Annotated in this window: 17 protein-coding genes and 1 pseudogene; 16 read left to right on the top strand and 2 right to left on the bottom strand. The window is 68.2% G+C overall.

The genetic code is table 11. From position 1 onward, the window contains the following. The 5 genes from paaC to galU all read left to right on the top strand — a co-directional run. Nucleotides 1-465, top strand: a 465-nt coding sequence (gene paaC / locus AC1DBQ_RS13270) for a 1,2-phenylacetyl-CoA epoxidase subunit PaaC (RefSeq protein WP_476928942.1), incomplete at its 5' end; no start/stop codon positions are given. An 11-nt stretch (nucleotides 466-476) separates the two neighbouring features. Beyond that, nucleotides 477-1,031: a 1,2-phenylacetyl-CoA epoxidase subunit PaaD gene (paaD, locus tag AC1DBQ_RS13265; RefSeq protein WP_476928944.1), complete on the top strand. Its 555-nt coding sequence runs from the start codon at nucleotides 477-479 to the stop codon at nucleotides 1,029-1,031. Nucleotides 1,032-1,046: 15 nt separating this feature from the next. Beyond that, nucleotides 1,047-2,273, top strand: coding sequence for a 1,2-phenylacetyl-CoA epoxidase subunit PaaE (paaE, locus tag AC1DBQ_RS13260; RefSeq protein ID WP_476928941.1), 1,227 nt, complete (start codon nucleotides 1,047-1,049; stop codon nucleotides 2,271-2,273). A gap of 24 nt (nucleotides 2,274-2,297) precedes the next feature. Beyond that, on the top strand, nucleotides 2,298-3,077 hold the full coding sequence (locus tag AC1DBQ_RS13255; RefSeq protein ID WP_476928940.1) for an enoyl-CoA hydratase/isomerase family protein: 780 nt from the start codon (nucleotides 2,298-2,300) through the stop codon (nucleotides 3,075-3,077). 97 nt (nucleotides 3,078-3,174) lie between these two features. Then, nucleotides 3,175-4,065, top strand: coding sequence for a UTP--glucose-1-phosphate uridylyltransferase GalU (gene galU, locus AC1DBQ_RS13250; RefSeq protein ID WP_476928939.1), 891 nt, complete (start codon nucleotides 3,175-3,177; stop codon nucleotides 4,063-4,065). On the opposite strand, the gene AC1DBQ_RS13245 is transcribed toward galU, so the two are convergent. Beyond that, nucleotides 4,062-4,526, bottom strand: coding sequence for an Lrp/AsnC family transcriptional regulator (locus tag AC1DBQ_RS13245; protein ID WP_476928938.1), 465 nt, complete (start codon nucleotides 4,524-4,526; stop codon nucleotides 4,062-4,064). The genes galU and AC1DBQ_RS13245 overlap by 4 nt on opposite strands. A gap of 159 nt (nucleotides 4,527-4,685) precedes the next feature. On the opposite strand from AC1DBQ_RS13245, the gene AC1DBQ_RS13240 reads away from it, so the two are divergent. The 7 genes from AC1DBQ_RS13240 to AC1DBQ_RS13210 all read left to right on the top strand — a co-directional run bounded on the left by AC1DBQ_RS13240 (nucleotide 4,686) and on the right by AC1DBQ_RS13210 (nucleotide 13,042). Next, complete coding sequence (locus AC1DBQ_RS13240) at nucleotides 4,686-5,912, top strand: thiamine pyrophosphate-dependent dehydrogenase E1 component subunit alpha (protein ID WP_476928937.1); 1,227 nt, start codon at nucleotides 4,686-4,688, stop codon at nucleotides 5,910-5,912. Further along, a complete protein-coding gene (locus tag AC1DBQ_RS13235) occupies nucleotides 5,909-7,021 on the top strand; it encodes an alpha-ketoacid dehydrogenase subunit beta (RefSeq protein WP_476928936.1) in 1,113 nt (370 codons plus the stop codon). The genes AC1DBQ_RS13240 and AC1DBQ_RS13235 overlap by 4 nt, the downstream gene beginning before the upstream one ends. A 2-nt stretch (nucleotides 7,022-7,023) precedes the next feature. Further along, nucleotides 7,024-8,628, top strand: a complete 1,605-nt coding sequence (locus AC1DBQ_RS13230; RefSeq protein WP_476928935.1) for a dihydrolipoamide acetyltransferase family protein — start codon at nucleotides 7,024-7,026, stop codon at nucleotides 8,626-8,628. Nucleotides 8,629-8,797: 169 nt separating this feature from the next. Continuing rightward, nucleotides 8,798-9,613, top strand: coding sequence for an MBL fold metallo-hydrolase (locus AC1DBQ_RS13225; RefSeq protein WP_476928934.1), 816 nt, complete (start codon nucleotides 8,798-8,800; stop codon nucleotides 9,611-9,613). Nucleotides 9,614-9,729: 116 nt separating this feature from the next. Next, nucleotides 9,730-11,016, top strand: a complete 1,287-nt coding sequence (locus AC1DBQ_RS13220) for a MinD/ParA family ATP-binding protein (RefSeq protein ID WP_476928933.1) — start codon at nucleotides 9,730-9,732, stop codon at nucleotides 11,014-11,016. A gap of 35 nt (nucleotides 11,017-11,051) precedes the next feature. Further along, complete coding sequence (locus AC1DBQ_RS13215) at nucleotides 11,052-11,789, top strand: GAF and ANTAR domain-containing protein (protein WP_476928932.1); 738 nt, start codon at nucleotides 11,052-11,054, stop codon at nucleotides 11,787-11,789. Nucleotides 11,790-11,827: 38 nt separating this feature from the next. After that, a complete protein-coding gene (locus tag AC1DBQ_RS13210) occupies nucleotides 11,828-13,042 on the top strand; it encodes an MFS transporter (protein WP_476928931.1) in 1,215 nt (404 codons plus the stop codon). A 188-nt stretch (nucleotides 13,043-13,230) separates the two neighbouring features. Here AC1DBQ_RS13210 and AC1DBQ_RS13205 read toward each other — a convergent pair whose 3' ends face one another. Next, the gene (locus tag AC1DBQ_RS13205; RefSeq protein WP_476928930.1) at nucleotides 13,231-14,331 is read right to left on the bottom strand and encodes a phosphatase PAP2 family protein; all 1,101 of its coding nucleotides are present in this window, start codon (nucleotides 14,329-14,331) and stop codon (nucleotides 13,231-13,233) included. 541 nt (nucleotides 14,332-14,872) lie between these two features. Between AC1DBQ_RS13205 and AC1DBQ_RS13200 the strand changes: the two genes are divergently transcribed. The 4 genes and pseudogenes from AC1DBQ_RS13200 to AC1DBQ_RS13185 all read left to right on the top strand — a co-directional run. Continuing rightward, on the top strand, nucleotides 14,873-15,814 hold the full coding sequence (locus AC1DBQ_RS13200; protein WP_476928943.1) for an o-succinylbenzoate synthase: 942 nt from the start codon (nucleotides 14,873-14,875) through the stop codon (nucleotides 15,812-15,814). 140 nt (nucleotides 15,815-15,954) lie between these two features. After that, nucleotides 15,955-18,051, top strand: a complete 2,097-nt coding sequence (locus tag AC1DBQ_RS13195; RefSeq protein WP_476928929.1) for a PhoX family protein — start codon at nucleotides 15,955-15,957, stop codon at nucleotides 18,049-18,051. A gap of 166 nt (nucleotides 18,052-18,217) precedes the next feature. After that, on the top strand, nucleotides 18,218-20,020 hold the full coding sequence (argS, locus tag AC1DBQ_RS13190; RefSeq protein WP_476928928.1) for an arginine--tRNA ligase: 1,803 nt from the start codon (nucleotides 18,218-18,220) through the stop codon (nucleotides 20,018-20,020). Next, a pseudogene (locus AC1DBQ_RS13185) lies at nucleotides 20,017-20,245 on the top strand (2-succinyl-5-enolpyruvyl-6-hydroxy-3-cyclohexene-1-carboxylic-acid synthase); the annotation flags it as partial. The gene argS and the pseudogene AC1DBQ_RS13185, both read left to right, overlap by 4 nt.

Below are 20,245 nucleotides of genomic sequence, written 5' to 3'. Positions count from 1 at the left end.
GCCCGCCAGTTCGTCGTCAGCTACTACCAGTTCGAGCTTTACCGCCGGCTGACGCAGTCCACCGACGCCACCCTGGCCGGCATCGCCGCCAAGGCCGTCAAGGAAGTGGATTACCACCGCGACCACAGCGCCCAGTGGGTGCTCCGCCTGGCGCAGGGCACAGACGAATCCCGCGAGAAGATGATCCAGGGCTTCAAGGTCATCTGGCCCTACGTGGACGAGCTGTTCCGCGACGACGAGCTCACCGCCCGCCTCAGCGAAGCCGGTGCTGCCGTCGAGCCGTCCAGCCTGCGCGCTGACTTCGACCGCCTCACCGGCGAGGTCCTCGCCGAGGCTGAACTGGAGGTTCCCAAGGTGCAGCCCGCCCCCGGCGGAGGCCGCCGCGGCCTGCACTCCGAACACCTGGGCTACCTCCTCGCCGAAATGCAGGTGCTCGCCCGCGAGTACCCCGGAGCCAGCTGGTAACCACCATGGAAATGTACGTCAGCCACCCCACGGCCGCCGACGCCGGCCTTGCGGAGCAGAAGTCTKCCGAGCGGAAGGCCTGGGATCTCGCCGCCACGGTCTGCGACCCGGAAATCCCGGTCCTCACCATCGAGGACCTGGGGATCCTGCGCAACGTTCAGGTGTACGACGACGGCGGGATGGTTCCAGCCGTCCAGGTCACCATCACGCCGACCTACTCGGGCTGCCCCGCCATGGACGCCATCCKCKACGACCTCCAGGAGGCGTTCCGGCGCGGAGGCTACCCGAGCGTCAACGTTGAAATGGTCCTCTCCCCGGCCTGGACCACCGACTGGATGAGCGAGGCCGGGAAGGCCAAGCTGGAGCAGTACGGCATTGCCCCGCCCTCCGGCCACTCCAACGCCGTGCGGCACGCCGGGCCGGTCCGGCTGTCCCTTGCCGTCAAATGTCCGCAGTGTTCATCGCTGAACACGAAGGAACTCACCCGCTTCGGTTCCACCTCCTGCAAGGCGCTGTACGTCTGCCAGGACTGCAAGGAACCGTTCGACTACTTCAAAGTTTTGTAAGGAACAGGTGCTCCCATGACTGTTGTCCGCCAGACCGCCGCTGAATCGGCTGCAGCCACCGGCCGCCGTCGCGCGTCCTTCCACCCGCTGACGGTCGATGAGGTCCGCAGGCTCACCGACGACGCCATCGAGGTGACGTTCGGGGTCCCGGCCGAGCTCGCCGGCCAGTTCGATTACCTCCCCGGCCAGTACGTCGCCCTGCGCACCACCCTGCCGGATGAGTCCGGCGAACCGAAGGAAATCCGGCGCAGTTACTCGATCTGCGCCGAACCGCGGAGCTTCGCGGACGGCAGCAGCGAAATCCGGGTCGCCATCAAGAAGGACCTCGGAGGGCTGTTCTCCACGTGGGCAAACGCCGAGCTCAAGGCCGGCGACGTGCTGGACGTGATGAGCCCCATGGGCGCGTTCGTGTCCAAGCACGGCCGGGACGGCAAATCGGTGGACCAGAACGTMATGAATTCCATGAACCACCCGGAAGAGCTGGCGGGGGAGCCGGGCTCGTTCGTGGCCATCGCCGCCGGCTCCGGCATCACTCCCGTGATCGCCATCGCCCGCACCTTGCTGGCAGCCCACCCGGAGACCCGCTTCGACCTCATCTACGCCAACAAAGCCGCCATGGACGTGATGTTCCTTGAGGAACTCGCGGACCTGAAGGACAAGTACCCGGCCCGGCTGGCGCTGCACCACGTGCTCTCGCGTGAACAGCGGATCGCGCCGCTGCTCAGCGGCAGGATCGACGCCGAGAAGCTCCAGGCGCTGCTGGGCACCGCCATCCACGCCGACGACGTCGACGAGTGGTTCCTCTGCGGCCCGTTCGAACTCGTCCAGCTCTGCCGGGACACCCTGGCCGCCCGCGGCGTCGCCCCGGAACATGTCCGGTTCGAACTGTTCACCTCCGGCAAGCCGGACCGCCCCGAAGGCAACATCGGCCGGCCCGTCATCGCCGACGAGTCGCAGGACACCTACAAGATCACGTTCAAGCTGGACGGCCTGCAGGGCGAAGTCGCAAKCCCCACCCACGCCCGGGAATCGATCCTCAACGCAGCCCTCCGGGTCCGCCCCGATGTGCCGTTMGCCTGCGCCGGCGGCGTCTGCGGCACCTGCCGCGCCAAGGTGGTGACCGGCAAGGTCACCATGGACGAGAACTACGCACTGGAGCAGGACGAGCTCGACAAGGGCTACGTCCTGACCTGCCAGTCCCACCCCACCACCCCGGAAGTCACGGTCGACTTCGACGTCTAGGCCTTTCCCAATCCAAGGAGCCCCATGATTTCCCTGTCCATCGCCGACGGCGTCGCCGAAGTAGTGCTCGACGCCCCGTACAAGCTGAACTCCCTCGACGAACAGGCATTGGCGGACTTGTCCCGGGTATACGACGACGCCGCTGAAGCCGCCGCCCGCGGCGACGTCAGGGCACTGCTGCTCCGCGGCGAGGGCCGCGCCTTCTGCGCCGGCCGCGACATTGCCGGTGTGACTCCCGAGAGCKACGACGCCCAGGCCTACCTGGGCGGCCTCGTCCAGCCGCTGCTCAAGAAGATGAGCGCCTTCCCCGCGCCCACGTTCGCCGCAGCCCAGGGAGCCTGCCTCGGCGTCGGACTCGGCCTGCTGCTGGCCACGGACGTGGTCTACGTGGCGGAGAACGCCAAATTCGGTTCACCGTTCGCAAAGCTCGGCGCGACACTGGATTCCGGCGGGCACTGGTACTTCACCGAGCGCCTCGGCATGCACCGGACCCTGGACCTGATCTACACCGCCGAGCTCATGAGCGGTGCCGACGCCGTGGCACAGGGACTGTTCAGCCGGGCGATGCCCGCCGGGGAACTGCTGGATAACACCCGCGCCATCGTGGCCTCCGTGGCCACCGGCGCAACCGGGGCATTCAACGCCAGCAAGGAGCTCGTGGCGCACATCAGGGACCAGCGCCTTGGGCTGTGGGAGGCCATGGAAGAGGAGAACGCCGAGCAGGCGCGGCTGTGCAAGAGCGAGGACTATGTAGAGGGTTTCCGCGCCTTTCAGGAGAAGCGCGCCCCGGTTTTCAAGGGCTGACAGGCGCCCCGGCGCGGGACCCGGGACCGGGAATGTCCACTACTTGTCTTTGCTTCGAAGCATTCTCATTTCCGGAACCCGCTTGTAATGTTCGGTTATGACTCTGGGGAAATCTGTAACTAAAGCTGTCATACCCGCCGCGGGATTGGGAACGCGCTTCCTGCCTGCCACGAAGGCAATGCCCAAGGAAATGCTTCCGGTGGTCGACCAGCCGGCGATCCAATACGTTGTGGAAGAAGCCGTCCGGGCCGGACTGACCGATCTGCTCATGGTTACCGGGCGCCAAAAGCGCGCGCTGGAGGACCACTTCGACCGCGAGCCCTCGCTCGAACACGCCCTCGAACTCAAGGGCGACTTTGACCGGCTGGAGGCCGTCCGCCACGCCTCCCGCCTGGGCCCGCTGCACTACGTGCGCCAGGGCGACCCCAAAGGGCTCGGCCACGCAGTCCTGTGCGCCCGCCAGCACGTGGGCGATGAACCGTTCGCCGTGCTGCTCGGCGACGACCTGATCGACGAGCGGGACGAGCTGCTGACCGCCATGATCGGGGTTCAGGCCAGGACCGGAGGTTCCGTCGTCGCCCTGATCGAGGTGGACCCGGCCGAAATCAGCGCCTATGGCTGTGCTGACATCTCGGCGATACCGGGCGAGGACCATGTCCGCGTCAACCGCCTCGTGGAGAAGCCAGACGTCGCCGATGCCCCGTCCAATCTGGCCGTGATCGGCCGGTACGTCCTGCATCCGGAGATATTCGACGTCCTCGAGGAAACCTCTCCGGGCCGCGGCGGCGAAATCCAGCTCACCGATGCGCTCCAGACCCTCGCCGTGTCCGACTGCGAGGGCGGCGGCGTTTACKGCGTGGTGTTCAGGGGGCGCCGGTACGACACCGGAGACAAACTKAGCTACCTCAAGGCGGTCATCTCGATCGCCTCCGACAGKGTGGAGTTMGGTGAAGAGCTCCGGGCCTGGATGAAAGAGTTCGTCAGCTAGCGCGTATCCAGGTCTTCAAACACCAGGAACGTCTGGGTGTCCAAGACCCCCGGCATGGACTGCAGCTGGTCGAAGATCACCCGGCGCAGGTCGATGTTGTCCACCGCGCGCACCAGCAGGATCACGTCGAAGTCCCCGCCCACCAGCGCAATGTGGTGCACCTCGGGGATGGCGCGCAGGAGTTCGCGCAGCTCGCGCCAGGAATGCTGGCGCACCTTGAGCGTGACGTAGGCGGACGACTTCAGGCCCGCCTTGATCGGATCCACCAGGGCCGTGAACTTGGTCAACACGCCTTCGCCGGTGAGCCGGGCAATCMGGGTGTAGGCGTGGGCGCGGGATATATGGACGTTCTCCGCCACCTGCGTCACGGACATCCGGCCGTCCCGGGTCAGCTCCGCAATGATGTTCCGGTCCACATCGTCCAGCGGCACCGCCACCTGGTCCGGCTCGAGCTCTGCCATTCGTCTACAACCCCCGCCGGTAATCCAGCTCACACTTACGATTTGTCTTCCAGATTAGGGCAAATTTATAGACTTCTCCACGATTTGCGGCGGAGGTGGATACGAAACATCGGCTGGCAGCATACTGGGAAAGATTAGTGGCTACAGAAGGACGGACCAATGACGATCTCCGCAGACCAGACTGCGCAGCAGCCCGCGCAGCAAGATGCTGCCAGCGAGGCTGTGCGCAAGTTCGGCATCACGGTTGAGGACTACATGCTCCCGGCCCGCCACCAGATCCAGATGGTCGGCCCGGACGGGACACTGAACCCCCACACCGAGCAGGGCACCCAGCCGGGGCACGAATACAGCCTGCCCGGCGACGCCGAACTGCTCGCCGCCTACGAACAGCTCGTCGTCGGCCGGCGCGTCAATGACCAGAACTCCGCCCTGGTCCGGCAGGGCCGGATGGCCGTGTACCCCTCAAGCCACGGCCAGGAGGCGTGCCAGGTCGCTGCGGCGCTGTGCCTGTCCGAGGGCGACTGGATGTTCCCCACTTACCGCGACTCCGTGGCCGTGATGGCCCGCGGCGTTGACCCCGTCCAGACCATGACGCTCTTCCGCGGCGACTGGCACGGCGGCTACGACCCCTCCCGGCACAAGGTCGGCATCCAGTGCACACCGCTGACCACCCAGCTGCTGCACGGCGTCGGCGTGGCGCACGCGGCCAAGCTGCGCGGCGAGGACACCGTGGTCCTGGCCATGTGCGGCGATGGCGCCACGAGTGAAGGCGACTTCCATGAGGCCCTGAACTTCGCCGCCGTCTTCCACCTGCCCGTGGTCTTCTTCGTCCAGAACAACCAGTACGCCATCTCCGTGCCGCTCGCGCACCAGTCCGTCGCGCCGTCTCTCGCGCACAAAGCCGTCGGCTACGGCATGGCCGGCGAACGCGTGGACGGCAACGACGTCGTCGCACTGCTCGCGGTCCTGGGCCGGGCGGTCAAGCTCGCCCGGGAAGGCTCGGGCCCGCTGCTCGTCGAGGCCCACACCTACCGGATGCAGGCGCACACCAACGCCGATGACGCCACCCGCTACCGGCAGGACAGTGAAGTCGCCGAATGGGTGGCCAAGGACCCGCTGAGCCGGATGAAGACTTACCTGACGGACCGCGGCATCCTCGACGACGACGGTGCCGCCCGAATCGCCGACAAGGCCGAAGCGGTCGCCACCGCKCTGCGCGAAGGCCTCAGCGAAGAGGTCCCGGTGGAGCCGCTGGACCTCTTCAAATACGTCTTCTCCACCCCCACGCCGCAACTGAAGGAGCAGTCGGCGATGCTCGCCGATGAGCTCTCCCGCGACGCCGCATCCACCGCAACCGCATCCACCTCGAAGGGGGCAGGAAAATGAGCCCCACCGTCACCACGTCCTCCGAGGCGAACGGCAACGTCAGCGCCGCCACGGCCCGCGCGGCCGCCAAGGCCGCCGCTGCAGCAGAGCAGACCGGTCCGCAGACCATCACCCTGGCCAAGGCGCTGAACACCGCCATGGCCKACGCCATGCACGCGGACCCCTCGGTCCTGGTGTTCGGCGAAGACGTGGGGATGCTCGGCGGCGTCTTCCGCATCACCGACGGCCTCACCAAGACCTTCGGGCAGAGCCGCTGCTTCGACACCCCGCTGGCCGAATCCGGCATCGTTGGCATGGCCGTGGGCATGGCCATGAACGGCATGCGCCCGGTCATCGAGATGCAGTTCGACGCCTTCGMCTACCCGGCCTTCGAACAGATCGTCAGCCACGTCGCCAAGATGCACAACCGCACCAAGGKCGCCGTGAAGCTGCCCATCGTCATCCGGGTTCCGTACGCGGGCGGCATCGGGGGAGTGGAGCACCACTGCGACTCCTCCGAGGCCTACTACGCGCACACCGCGGGCCTGAAGGTGTTCACCCCGGCCACGGTMGCGGACGGCTACCGGATGCTCCGCGAAGCCATTGACTCCGATGATCCGGTCATGTTCATGGAGCCCAAGAAGCTGTACTGGTCCAAGGACCAGGTGGACCTGGACGCGCTGCGCGCCGAGCACGCCGCGAACACCGAACGCGGCACCTCCTCCGAGGGCCGCGCCGCCGTCGCCCGCCCGGGCACCGATGCCACCTTGATCGCCTACGGACCCTCCGTCCCGACGGCACTCGCCGCCGCGGCAGCCGCCGCCGAGGAAGGCCGCTCCCTCGAGGTGATTGACGTCCGCTCGATCGTGCCGTTCGACGACGAGACCGTCTGCGCCTCGGTCCGTAAGACCGGCCGCGCCGTGGTCATCGCCGAGGCCCATGGCTTCGCGTCCGTGGCCTCGGAAATCGTGGCCCGGGTCCAGGAACGCTGCTTCCACCACCTCGCCGCGCCGATCCGCCGCGTCACGGGCTTCGACGTGCCCTACCCCGCGCCGAAGCTCGAGCACTACTACCTGCCCGGCGTGGACCGCATCCTCGACGCCRTTGACGACCTCCAGTGGGAAGACTGACCATGAGCGAACCGAAAGTATTCCTCCTCCCGGACCTCGGCGAAGGCCTCACCGAAGCCGAACTCGTCAACTGGCTCGTGGCCGTGGGCGACGAAATCCGCGTGGACCAGCCCATTGCCGAGGTCGAGACCGCCAAGTCCATGGTGGAGGTGCCGTCCCCGTACGCCGGCACCGTCGCCGTGCTGCACGGCGAGCCCGGCCAGACCCTCGACGTCGGGAAGCCGCTGATCTCGGTTATGCCGGTTGGTGCTTCCTTGGCTTCCGGTGTGGCCGCCGCGGATGATGCCGCCCMCGCCCCTTCGCCGGCGCCCGCTGGTAGCGCCGCCACAGGCAATGCCGCCCCCGCCCCTTCGCCGGACGGCATTGCTGCAAGCAGCATGCCGTCCGGCTCMGACAGGCCCGAAGCCACTCCCGGGGCGGCATTGCCTGCGTCGGCTGGGTCAGCAGCTGCCGCTGAGGCATACCGCGAGGAGGAGAAAGCCGGGTCGGGGAATGTCCTGATTGGGTACGGGACTCCCGGCGGGCATGGGGTTGCCMGGCGGACCCGGGCTCCTAAGAGGACTGTTGGGACTGCTCCGGGGGCGCCCCTAGTGTCGGAGGCCGAGACGGCTGCCGATGACCTGTTGCTCCTGCGCACCCGGGTTCCCGGGAAGCTGGGGGCCGTTATTTCTCCGCTGGTCCGCCGGATGGCGCGCGATCATGGGGTCGACTTGGGGGGACTCCAGGGGTCGGGTGCCAGCGGGCTCATCATGCGCCGGGATGTCGAGGCGGTCATCAAGCCAGCCCCGGCCGTTGAGCGCCCGGTGGTTGAGCCTGCCGAGGCGCCGGTCCAGGCGTTTTCGGCGGCCTCAGCCACCGCCACTGCGGATACGGATGCGCGAACCGGGCTGGGCATCGCCGGGCGCACCGCCGTCCGCGGCGTGCGGAAGGCCGTGGCGGCGAACATGACCCGCAGCCGCTCCGAAATTCCGGAAGCCACGGTGTGGGTGGACGTGGACGCCACGGCGCTCGTGGAACTGCGTGCCGCGCTGAAGAAGTCCGATCCGGAGAACACTCCGGGCCTGCTGGCATTCATCGCCAGGTTCGTCGTCGCCGGGCTGAAGAAGTACCCCGCGCTCAACACCAGGATCGTCACCACCGAGGACACCACCGGCGGCGCCAGCCAGGAAATCGTCGAGTTCGACGGCGTCAACCTCGGTTTCGCGGCGCAGACCGACCGCGGACTGATGGTGCCGTCCGTGCGCAACGCGGAGAAGCTCAGCGCCCGCCAGCTGGACGCCGAGATCCGCCGCCTCACCGCCGTCGTCCGCGACGGCAAGGCGACCCCGGCGGAACTGGGCAGCGGCACATTCACGCTGAACAACTACGGCGTGTTCGGCGTGGACGGCTCCGCCGCGATCATCAACCACCCGGAGGTGGGGATCCTCGGCGTCGGGCGGATCATCGACAAGCCCTGGGTGGTCAACGGGGAACTCGCGGTCCGCAAGGTCACMGAACTGACGCTCACTTTCGACCACCGCGTGTGCGACGGCGGCACGGCAGGGGGCTTCCTGCGCTACGTCGCCGACGCGATCGAGAACCCGGGATCGGCTCTCGCGGACATGTGAGCATTGCCCGGAGACGCCGGGCGTTGGGGCGGGAGGGCATCCGGGCCCACCCGCCCAATGCGGCGCGGGACGGGCATGCCCTCCGGGATTTGCCAGCCTTCACAGGTAGAATTGAGGCCTGGACAGCGCACCAACAACGCCGGAATAGCGTCTGAATTACGGAGATTTAATGTCACGATGGCTCGAAGTCGGTCCGGACAACTACGTACTGACAACACAAGGTTCTTGGCTCAACACGGGGCTGGTGGTCGGCACTGAGCGCGCCATGGTGATCGACACCGGCGGCGGGCCCCGGCAGGGCCGCGAGATCCTGGCCGCCGTGCGGGAAAAGACCGGGTTGCCGCTCGTCGTCGTCAACACCCACGCCCACTACGACCACTTCTTCGGGAACGCCGTTTTCGCCGCCGACGGCGTCACGGAATTCTGGGCGCACGAGAACTGCGCCGCGGAGATCGAGGAGAACGGCGACGAGCAGCGCCGGTTCGTGACCTTGGCTGAGCCGGAAATGGCGGCGGGGGAGGGCACCGACGTCGAGCTCGTGGTCCCGAATGCGATCGTCAAGGACCAGCCCGTTCTCGTGGACCTTGGCGGACAGGTCGCCACCTTGTTCTACCTGGGCCGCGGACACACCGACGGCGACCTCCTGGTCGGCACGGCGAGCACCGTCTTCGCCGGCGACCTCGTGGAACAGGGATCCCACCMCTCCTTCGAGGATTCGTTCCCGGAAGATTGGGCCGATGCCCTCCGGCACCTGTCCGCGCTGCGGCACCGCTACGAGTTCCTGGTTCCGGGTCACGGCGAGCCGTGCAGCGACCAGTTCGTCAAGACCATGGCCAACACCATGACCACCGCRGTACGGCAGGCAATCCAGGCCACGCGGGAAACACCGGATGACGCGACCAAGGCGATCCCGATCCTGCCGTACGGTCCTGAGCAGTCGCGCTGGTTCATCAAGCGCCTGCAGGACACGCGCGCCCACCGCTAGGGCCGGTTGCGGCATCCGATGGTAAGGGTGCTCACCACTGCMCCTAGACTTGTTCCTTGAACGATGTCAATCGAGCACTGCAGCGGTCTGCGCTGTGATCCCTGGGGGGAACGAACATGCCAGAACCGGTCGAAAACAAGACCGCCACCGGCCGCGCTGAAGCTGACGCAGCTGCAGAGCAGGCCCAACTCCCGCGCCGGAGAGACCGCCKCCGCGGTGACGACTCCGACGCCTGGACAGGAACCATGCCCATCATCGCCAGTAACCAGGCCGAACAGCGTCCCACGGCGCCGAGCAGTTCCTGGGCGGAGGCTGCCGCTGCAGCCGACGCGCCCGCGCGCCCGCAGCCTGCAAAACCGTCCAAGGATCCCGTCCTGAAGCCGCCTGCCCCCGAGGCTGCTCCTGCCGTGCCTGCCCAGCCGGCCCGAGCCACGCGTTCGGCCAGCCGGGCCGCCGCCCTGGCAGACGCCCCCGTGCCTGACTTCATCAGTTCCCCGGGCCTTTTTGTCCGGGAGCAGAAGCCCCGGCCCATCGGCGGGTTCCGCGGCGCCCTTTACAAGCTGACCGGTGGCGGGCTGAATCTGGGGCCGAGCGCCCGGCAGCGTGAAGAGGACGAGCTCGCCCGGCGCATCTCCCGCCAGCTCCAGGGCAGCTACAACACGGCTGTCCTGAGCCTCAAGGGCGGCATCGGCAAGACCTCCACGACGGTAGGCGTCGGACTGACCCTGGCCGAGTTCCGCGGMGATCCACCGTGTGCGATCGACGCCAACCCCGATTCCGGCGACCTCGTGGAGCGCGCCCTCGGCGAGGGGATCTACCAGCAGCAGAGCCCGCGCACCATCACGGACCTGCTCAAGAATATCGATTCCGTCGATTCCCTCACCGCGCTGGCCCGCTACATGCACCATGCCGGCCGGCTCCACCTCATCGCCGGTGAACAGGACCCCGAGGTGTCGGATTCCCTGACAGCCGAGGAATACCTGCGGATCCGCAAGCTCATCTCCGCCTACTACTCGGTGGCGCTGATCGACTGCGGCACCGGCGTCACGCACAATGCCATGAGCGGCATCCTGCAGTCTGCGGACAACCTGATCATCGCGGCCGGGTACGCCGTCAGCGGCGCCAAGCGTGCCCGCAGCACCCTCCACTGGCTGGCCAGCCACGGCTACGAAGACCTGGCACGCAACGCCGTCGTTGTCATCACGGACAAGGACGAGGTGTCCACCCGGGTGGACAAGGACGCGATCGAGGAACACCTGTCCSGCATCTGCCGGCAGCTGATCGCGGTCCCGCACGACCGCGGCGTGGCCGACGGCKACCTCGTCACCCTGGACGTGCTCCGCCCCGAAACGCGGCGCGCCTACCGGGAGATTGCCGCGGCTATCGTGGACGGATACGTCTAGGTCCGGCCGTCCGGGCTGCCGCGGTACATTTAGGCATGGCCAACAACTCAATCGGGGAAGACGCCGCCCTGCACCTTCAGGACCTTCTTCTGGGAACCGAAAATGTCGAGGACTTCCTGGGCCGGCTCGCCGCGTTCTCGGCCGCTGCGTTGAGCCGCACCGCCGACGCTGAGATTGACTGCGGCGTCACGCTGCAGCGCCGGAAGCGGACCATGACGGTCGCAGGCAGCAGCCCGCGGGCGGTCACCTTGGACCGCATCGAGCAGAGCCTCGGTGACGGCCCGTGCATCGAGGCGCTGCGGACCAAGGCCCTGGTCCTGCTCGCGGATGTCGACACCGATCCCCGCTGGCCCGACTACCAGCGCCAGCTCGCGGCCCACGGCTGCCGCAGCACGCTGGGTGTCCCGCTGGAAATCGGCGATGACGCCGCCGCGGCCCTGAACTTCTTCGCGCCGGACACCGGGCTCTTCACCGAAGACATCATCGCCGAAGCGGCCGGATTCGCCGATCTCGCCGGCCGCGCCCTCCGGCTGGCCGTGCGGCTTGGGACCTTCCAGTCCCGGGCCGAGGACCTGCAGGCCGCGCTCGAACACCGGACGTCCATCAACCTCGCGTGCGGCGTGATCATGGCCCAGAACCGCTGCTCCCAGGAGGAGGCCATGGCCATTCTCACCCGGGTGTCCAGCAACCGGAACCAGAAGCTGAGAGAAGTCGCCGCGGACGTGCTCCGCAACCTCACCAGCGAGGAAGTCCGCACCCACTTCGACGCCTAAACCGGAGACGGGCGCGGCGGGTGCCTAGGATGAAGGGGATGACCACCACACAACTCGCCCCCTTCAGTCTCCGCAGTATTGCCGTCCCCGCCTTCGGACCGGCTCTCATGTTCAGCCTCGGCGAGGGCGCGATCCTGCCGGTTGTCGCCCTGTCCGCCCGCGATCTGGGCGCCTCCGTGGCCGGTGCGGCGCTGATTGTCACGCTGATCGGGCTCGGATCCTGGTTCTTCAACCTGCCGGCGTCCCTGATCACCCTTAAGTTCGGCGAACGCTGGGCGATCGTGGGGGCCGCGGCCGCCAGCGCGGCGGCCCTCGCCGCCGCCGCAGTCGCTCCGCTGTTTCCCGGCGGACTCTGGGTGCTGGCGGCKGCGATGGTGGTGGTCGGCATGGCCGCCAGCGTCTTCAGCCTGGCACGGCAGAAGTACCTGACCGAGGCCGTGCCGGTCATGCTCCGGGCCCGKGCCCTGTCCACGCTCGGCGGCGTCAACAGGATCGGGATCTTCATCGGCCCGTTCATCGGCGCCGCCGTCATGCAGTTTGCCGGCATCACCGGCGCCTACTGGGTCGGCGTCGTGGCCATGGCCGCCGCGGCGGCCGTCTCCGTCACCATCCCCGACCTCGAGGCAGCCCCGGCGCCCGACGACGGCGTTCCCCGGCAACAGCCCACCCTGCGCAGCATCGCCGTGTCCCATGCCGGCGTCTTCCTGACCGTCGGAGGCGGGGTCCTTTTGCTCAGCGCGATCCGGGCCTCCCGCCAGGCGGTCATCCCGCTATGGGCCGACCACCTGKGCCTGGACCCCACCCAGGCCTCMCTCATTTACGGGATCTCCGGGGCCATTGACATGCTGGTGTTTTACCCGGCGGGACGGCTCATGGACCGCAAGGGCCGGCAATGGGTGGCCGTGCCGTCCACCCTCATCATGGGGACCGCCATGGTGCTGATCCCGCTCAGCACCGGCTTCGTCTCCCTGATGCTGGCGGCGCTCCTGATCGGCTTCGGCAACGGCATCAGCTCCGGCCTGAACATGACGCTTGGGGCCGATTTCTCGCCGGACGCCGGCCGCGGCCAGTTCCTCGGCATCTGGCGCTTCATGGCCGACGCCGGCTCTACCGGCGGACCCGTGCTGCTCTCCGGCGTGACGGCCGCAGTCTCGCTCGGAGCCGGGGTTGCCGCCACCGGTGTGCTGGGCTTCGCTGCTGCGGCGGTCTTCGCCGTCACCATTCCCCGGCTCAAACACCGGCGGAACTACTGACGTGCTCCCGCTGGCTGCAGGTTTCCGGCCGGCCGGCCCTTGGGCGTGACTCAGCCGGGGGTGCGTTCMGTGCGGGGGCACTTTGAAKGGCTTTTCGGTAGTGACGCCGAGTTTCCCCGGAGTGTCCGTGTCAAAGCGCCCCCGGACGGCGTCACCGGGTTAGCGGGGCGGCCTATGCACCCTCTCGGCTACGCGTCCCGCCGTCGTGCGGCAACGCCGAACAACCACACGGCCGCCACGGTGGCGAGGTAGCCCGCGATGACAATCAGGGACGTCCCTGCCCAGAAGTAGCTGGTGGTGCTGATCTCCTGTCCGCCTGGACCGATGCTCAGCAAGGCGTAGGCTGCCACCCCGGCCGCGGCAAGTCCGGTGAGTACGGGGAGCGCCACCCATATCCTGGCTGAGGCCCAGTGCTCCCCGTAACCGTCCCAGATGTTCCAGCGCGGGCCGGTGCGGATGATCAGCCAGCCGGCCGGGAGCATGAACGCCCCCACCACGAGGAACGCCGCGACGACGTCGGCCGGGCGGTGCCACTGGTTGATCAGGGTGGACACGCCGGTGGCGACGGCGAAGCTGCCGCCCAGATAGCCGGCAAGAGKCCGCCAGCGCGGCGAGACCATGAGGAAGACGGCGGCGGCGGCTGAGGCCGCCATGGTGGTGTGGCCGGAGGGCAGCGAGTTCAGCTCCAGTGTCTCGACGCCGCGGTACGGCCGGACTGGGAGCAGGTCCTTGAGGATCTGCRTGGCCAGGTTGGCGCCCACGCAGGCCGCAATCGCGATCCCGGCTGCAKCCCAGCGTCGCCTCAGAATGGTGACGAAGATGACCACGATCGATGCGATCACGACACAGACCGCTGGCAGCCAGTCCAGCAACTTGGTGGCGGCTTTGCCCGCGGTCCCGCTGAGTGCCACCGCTTCCACAAGGGCGGACTCGTCAGTGAACTGGCCCGTGGTGGTGCGGACAAAGAAGAAATACGTGGMGGCCAGCCCGGCGATGCAGGCGACAGTGGCCAGAACGAACAGGGCGGCCGTGCCCCTGCCGGGCGACCACTGCGCCTGCGGATCCGGAGTCGTGCCGGCCCGAGTCTTGGGGGCCTGAGTCTTCGTTGCGTGGGTCCTTGGCGCCCGGGCCGCTGGCGCGGAGGTCCTGGGCGCCTGGGCCGCTGGCGCGGAGGTCCTGGGCGCCTGGGCCTGAAGKACCTGCGTCTCCGGGATCTGCGTCTCAGGGATTGGTGTTCCAGAGACTCGAGCAGACGGGTCCCGTGGGGTGGGTTCCTGCCGAAAAGTCATGCCATCAAGGCTCCCACAGAACCCTGCACGCCACCTGATGGGCCGGGCGCGCGGCGCGAGGGTAATCCCCGGACAAAAAACGAGTACACACTACTCGTGCCACGCCGGAACGGCGTTCGTAGAGTCGACAGTGCCGGCGCGGCTTGTCCCCGGCAGTACGCTCCTTGAGCGGGGCCGGCGAAGACGAGTTTCCTGGTCCAGGAACTCACCCCCAGTCGACGCCGGCCCAATCAAGGGCCCCGGCCCAATCAAGGGCCCCKAGCCAATCAAGGGCCCCGACCCAATCAAGAGCCCGCTTCCCGAGACAACGTCCGCGCCGGCTTACAGGTCCACGGCGTCCCAGCCCGGAACGTTCCGGCCCAGAGCATCCCAGTACAGAGTGTCCCAGTACAGTGGCATCATGCCCGCCCTTCCCTCGGACCCACAGCCTTTGGACCCACAATCCCTGGACCCCCTTGCCCCGGGCACCCCGCCACATTCTGCCGCATCCCTGCCCGGCCTTGATGAGCTCCTTGCCGATGCCCATGTAGTGAGCCTGCCGATGCGTGTGAAGTTCCGGGGCATCCTGCAGCGCGAGGCCCTCCTGCTCCGCGGCCCCCTGGGCTGGGGCGAATTCTGTCCCTTCCCGGAGTATGAGGATGCCGAGGCATCCCGCTGGCTTGCGGCCGCGATCKAGGCCGGCTGGTCAGGGTTCCCTACGCCGCTGCGGGACAGCATCCCGGTCAACGCCACAGTGCCTGCCGTGCCGGCACACCGGGTGCCCGAAGTCCTGGCCCGCTTTGGCCGGGTGGACGCGGTCAAGGTCAAAGTTGCCGAGCGCGGCCAGAGTCTCGACGACGACGCCGCCCGGGTGGCGGCCGTCCGGGAGGCGTTGCCGGATGCCGCGATCCGGGTGGACGCGAACGGCGGCTGGGACGTGCCCGAAGCCGTCAGCGCACTGATGCGGCTCGCCGCCGTCGGACTCGAATACGCCGAACAGCCCGTGCCTGATATCGCGGGCCTCGCCGAAGTCCGCCGCCGGCTCCGGACCGCCGGCGTCCCCGTCCTGATCGCCGCGKACGAAAGCGTGCGCAAGGAGGACGACCCCCTCAAGGTGGCACGCGCCGGCGCCGCGGACCTGATCGTGGTGAAAGTCGCACCGCTCGGGGGAGTGCGGCGCGCCCTTGAGATTGTGGCGCAGGCGGGGCTCCCCGCCGTCGTGAGTTCCGCGCTTGACACGTCCGTGGGAATCCGGGCCGGGCTAGCCCTCGCCGCCGCCTTGCCGGAGCTGCCCTATGCCTGCGGCCTGGGGACGGTGTCMCTGCTCGCCGCAGACGTCACGCACGACTCCCTCGTTGCCGACGACGGCGCGATCACCCTCCGCGACGTCCGCCCGGCGCCGGAGCTCCTGGCCGCTCATGCCGCCTCTCCGGAACGCCGGGACTGGTGGCTGGAACGGCTGCGGCGCGTGCACGCGGTGCTGGCCGCCCCGCCCGTCCGGTAGGGCCCAGCGTCGGGTAGGGCCACGGGGCCGGTAAGCACAGCGTCGTTCACCGGTTCTTCACCCGGGGGACGGCTTCGCGTAGCCCGTGGCTGGAAGGGTGGGCGCGACCGCATCGCACGCACCCCTTGGAAGGTCTCTCCATGCCCGCATCCTCCGGACGCACCTTTTCCCTGCTCCCCATGCTTGGCCACACGAAGGGCAAACGCAGCMCCGTCACGTGCGCGCTGAAATGCGACAACGCCTGTTCAGGCGAGGTCTGCAACACCAGCAGCAACAGCTACTTCCGGGACATCGCCTCCGCCACGATGTCCCGCCGCGCCGCCCTGGGGTTMGGCGCCGCCGGCGCGCTCGCCGTCGTCTTCGGCAACACGGTGACGTCCGCCGGCACGGCAGTGGCCGACGGCGGCCCGGGCCTCGCGGCCGCCGCCAAAGACGGCTTCGGTGTATCCAAGCTGCAGTTCACGGCCATCGCGCCGGTGGACGCCGCCGTGGACAAGCTCACCGTCCCCGCCGGCTTCACGTGGCAGCCGGTCATCCGCTGGGGGGACCCGCTGTTCAACGACTCTCCGGCGTTCGACGTCGACCAGCAGAGCGCGGCCGCACAGGCCCGCCAGTTCGGCTACAACAACGACTACACGGACATCCTGCCGATCGAAGGCTCCAGGGACCGCCGGGCAGTGCTCTTCACGAACCACGAATACACCAACGAAAACATCATGCTGCCGGCCGGGTTCGACGCCGCCGAGACCCGCGCGATCGGCCGGGCCGCCCACKGGCTCACCGTCGTGGAGCTGGAGCGGAAGAACAAGAACAAGCCCTGGAGCTACGTCAAGGGCGCCGGACTGAACCGCCGCTTCCTGACCGACACCACGTACGAACTCGACGGCCCGGCTGCCGGATCCGCCCTCCTGAAGACCACAGCCGATCCCTCCGGCCGGGCCATCAAGGGCACCCTGGGCAACTGCTCCGGCGGAACCACGCCGTGGGGCACCATCCTCTCCGGCGAGKAAAACTTCAACGGCTACTTCGCCGCGCCCGGAACGTCCGACTCGGACAAGCGTTACGGACTGACCAGCAAGCCCACCGCGCGCCAGTGGGAACTGGATGACCCGCGCTTCGACACCCGCAACCCCGGCTACGAGAACGAGGCCAACCGCTTCGGCTGGATTGTGGAAGTTGACCCGTTCGATCCCGCGTCCACGCCCCGCAAGCACTCCGCGATGGGCCGCTTCAAACACGAGGGCGCCAACGTGATCGTCGCCAAGTCCGGTCACGTGGTGGCCTACATGGGCGACGACGAACGCTTCGACTACCTCTACAAGTTCGTCTCGGCCGGAACCTACCGCCCCGGAACGGCGGCGGAGGACCGCAGGAACAACCTGACGCTGCTCTCGGAGGGGGACCTCTACGTTGCCAAGTTCACCGGCAACTCCGCGCCGGCAGAGTTCGACGGCTCGGGGAAACTCCCCGCCGACGGCGCCTTCGACGGCTCCGGCGAATGGCTGCCGCTCGTTGTGGGCGGGCAGTCAAAGGTGGCGGGGATGTCCGTGGAGGAAGTGCTGGTCTACACCCGTCTCGCCGCAGACAAGGTTGGCCCCACGAAGATGGACCGCTGCGAAGACGTCCAGCCCAGCCTGCACACCGGCAAGGTCTACGTTGTCTGCACCAACAACACGGACCGCGGCAAGACCGGCAAGGAGGGCGCCACCGAGGTTAACCCCCGCACCCTGAACCGCGACGGCCACATCGTCGAAATCACCGAAACCGGGGACCAGACGTCCACCACCTTCGGCTGGAACCTGCTCATGGTCTGCGGGGATCCGGCCAAGAACTCGGCCGCCTACTTCGCAGGATTCCCGGCCAGCCAGGTCTMGCCGATCTCCTGCCCGGACAACGTGGCCTTCGACTCCGTGGGCAACCTGTGGATCTCCACCGACGGTGCGCCGTCCAGCATCGGTTACGCCGACGGGCTCTTCAAGGTGACCCTGGACGGTGCCGACCGCGGCAAGGTGGAGCAGTTCCTCGCCGTCCCGCKCGACGCCGAGACCTGCGGTCCGGTGATCCACGACGACGAACGGACGGTCTTCGTTGCCGTCCAGCACCCGGGGGAGGAAGGTACCTTCGCCGACCAGCATTCCTACTTCCCGGACTACGTCGCTGCCGGCGCGAAGCCGAAGCCAGGCCAGGCGCGCGCACCGCGCCCGTCTGTGGTCCAGGTGTTCCGCACCGACGCCTAACTACGTTCCGGTCACAGCAACGCGGGGTCACTTCACGCTCATGTCGGCGCCCTGCATGGGCGATATCTGACCCCGCGTTGCTTCTGAGTGCGTTGCTCCTGAGGGCGGGCGAGCATCGGGGGAGGGCTCCTACTGATAATTTGGGACTGTGAATAATCCGGCCGAATTGGTTGTCCCCAGAGTCCAGGCTGCAATTGCCACCGCGTTCGGCGAAGAGTTCCGGCAGACGGACCCGGTGGTCAGGCCCTCCCAGTTCGCCGACATCCAGATCAACGCCGCCATGGCCCTGGCCAAGAAGGCCGGCCTGCCGCCGCGGAATGCCGCGGCAAAGATCGTGGATGCCCTGAACMTGGACGGCATCTGCACCGGCGTCGAAATTTCCGGGCCCGGCTTCATCAACCTGAGCTTTGACGGCACGTGGATCGAGGAACTACTCAACGCTGAGGCGGCCGAAGCCGCGTCCAAGGCCACCGCCGTCACGCCCGCCGCAACACCGCAGCGCGTCGTCGTCGACTATTCCTCCCCGAACGTCGCCAAGGAAATGCACGTCGGCCACCTGCGCACCACCGTCGTGGGGGACAGCCTGGTCAAGGTGCTCGAAGCCCTCGGCGACACCGTGATCCGGCAGAATCACATTGGCGACTGGGGCACCCCCTTCGGCATGCTGATCGAACACTGGCTGGAGATCGGCGAGGACTCCCCGGAAGCGGCGCTGCTGGTGGATGACCCCWGCGCGTTCTACCAGGCTGCCCGGGCCAAGTTCGATTCCTCCGCCGCCGACGCGGACGGCTTCGCCACCCGGGCCCGGCTCCGCGTGGTTGCCCTGCAGGGCGGCGACGAGGAGACCTTCGCGGTCTGGCAGCGGCTCGTTGCCCAGTCCAAACGCTACTTCAACGCCATCTACTCCATGCTCGGCATCAGCCTCACCGATGACCACATCGCCGGGGAAAGCTCCTACGACGAGCATCTGGCACAACTGTGCCAGGAGCTTGAGGACCGCGGCCTCGCCCGGATCAGCGACGGCGCCCTGTGCACCTTCCCMGCCGGCTTTTCGGGCCGCGACGGGCAGCCGCTGCCGCTGATCATCCGCAAGTCCGACGGCGGCTACGGCTACGGCACCACGGACCTCGCCACRATCCGCTACCGGGTCCGTGAGCTGGAGGCAGACCGCGTCCTCTACGTCGTGGGTGCCCCGCAGAACGTCCACCTGCGGATGGTCATGGCCACCGCCCKGGACGCCGGCTGGCTTCCGGACACGGTCGAGGCCGTCCACGTGCAGATCGGCAACGTGCTCGGCGAGGACGGCAAGATCCTCAAGTCCCGCTCCGGSGCCCCGGTGAAACTCATGGCCCTGCTCGAGGAGGCCGTGGACCGCGCCCGCGCCGTCATCGACGCCAGMCGGCCCGAGCTCAGCGACGAGGAACGCGCCGTGACCGCCCGCCAGGTGGGCATCGGCGCCGTCAAGTACGCCGACCTCTCCACCGGCCACGACACCGAGTACGTCTTCGACTTCGACCGCATGCTCGCCCTCAGCGGCAACACCGGACCCTACGTGCAGTACGCGGCCGCACGGATCCGGTCCATCCTGCGCAAGGCCGGGGTTCTGGAGCAGTTCACCGACGGCGGCGCGGGCGGCACTGTCGCCGACGGCACTTCCGCAGGAGGCGCCCCGGCCGGCGGTCCCGCCACGGCGATCGCCGTCGTCGAACCCGCGGAACGCGCGCTGGCCCTGCACCTGCTGGAGTTCGACACGACGCTGAACAAGGTCCGGGACGCACTGGAGCCGCACCGGCTCTGCGGCTACCTCTTCGAGCTCGCCCAGCTGTTCACCTCCTTCTACGACCAGTGCCCGGTGCTCAAGGCCGAGGAGTCCGTCCGGGAGTCGCGGCTGGCCCTGTGCGCCCTGGTGCTGCGCCGCCTGTCCGCCGGGCTGGACCTGCTGGGCATCGAGACGCCGGAGAACATGTGACCTCCGCTGGCGTGTCCTCGGCGTCCGGCCTGTCCGCGGTGGAGGCGGCGCGCATCGCCGTCAGCACCCTGCTCGACGCCGGGGTGCGCCAGGTGGTGGTGTCCCCGGGTTCCCGCTCGGCGCCCATGGCCTATGCCCTGGCCGAGGCCGAAAGCGCCGGCCGGGTGGAGCTGCTAGTCCGGATCGACGAGCGCTCGGCCGGCTTCACGGGCCTCGGCATCGCCC

Source organism: Arthrobacter sp. 10T413_2 (assembly GCF_056394205.1).
Note: the sequence above shows the minus strand (reverse complement) of the source record. Positions and strands in the feature narration are given on the sequence as shown.

Bases quoted from the DNA above. Each gene is read 5' to 3' on its own strand.
- AC1DBQ_RS13215 (WP_476928932.1), top strand. From the start codon at position 11,052: ATGGCCAACAACTCAATCGGGGAAGACGCCGCCCTGCACCTTCAGGAC.